Here is an 802-nt window from a genome sequence, read left to right as displayed (position 1 = left end):
AAGTTTTCCGCCCAAGCAATGTTCGATCGAGGCGGCGGCAGCATCATCATGACGTCTTCAGTCGCCAGTTCGCTCGGCATACCGGGCCTGACTGTCTATGCTGCGACTAAAGGAGGCGTCAATCAACTGACGCGTACCATGGCGGTAGAATGGGCCGACAAGGGCATTCGTGTAAATGCCGTCGCACCTGGATTCATCAACAACTTCATGGATGGGGTCCATCCTAACCTCGACACCCCTTACCAGCGCCGGGCAATGGACCTCACTCCAATGCGGCGCCGGGGCAATTTGTCCGAATATTTCGGGCCTTACATTTTCCTCGCAAGTCCAGCTGCATCGTTTGTGACCGGCGAGATTCTCTATGTCGATGGGGGCTACGCAGCAACCTGATCCAAGACGGAGATGTGGTGCTGGCGTCAGGAGGAAGTAGGACAATGTTTAGCACGATACCAGATGAAGTTAACCTCCTAGACTGCACCCTGCGTGATGGCGGCTACTACACGGATTGGGATTTTGCGCCAGGGCTGGTCTCGGACTACATCGCTACCATCAACGCTCTCCCGGTACGCATGGTCGAGCTGGGGCTAGCAGGAAAGCCTGAGAGCCGCGGATACTTCGCCAGTATGACGAGCTCTAAGGCCGAACAGGTCGCCGCTGATCTCTCGGTCGACGCATGCGTGATGATCGATGCCAAGGATGTGTATGCGGGCGAACTGCCTATACGCCTTGCCGTGGACCACCTAATAGAAGGACTACTGCCGGGGTGCATCACGACCGTACGCGTGGCGGCCCATTACAGCAA

1 protein-coding gene and 1 pseudogene are annotated in these 802 nt (G+C 56.7%); both read left to right on the top strand.

Annotated features, from left to right (window positions below):
* Positions 1-390, top strand: a 390-nt coding sequence (locus tag O7A70_RS33855) for an SDR family NAD(P)-dependent oxidoreductase (protein ID WP_337144211.1), incomplete at its 5' end; no start/stop codon positions are given.
* A 44-nt stretch (positions 391-434) separates the two neighbouring features.
* Positions 435-802 (top strand): annotated as a pseudogene (locus tag O7A70_RS33850) (hypothetical protein); the annotation flags it as partial.

Source organism: Mesorhizobium sp. Cs1299R1N1 (genome assembly GCF_037179655.1).
Lineage (GTDB): Bacteria > Pseudomonadota > Alphaproteobacteria > Rhizobiales > Rhizobiaceae > Mesorhizobium > Mesorhizobium salmacidum.
Note: the sequence above shows the minus strand (reverse complement) of the source record. Positions and strands in the feature narration are given on the sequence as shown.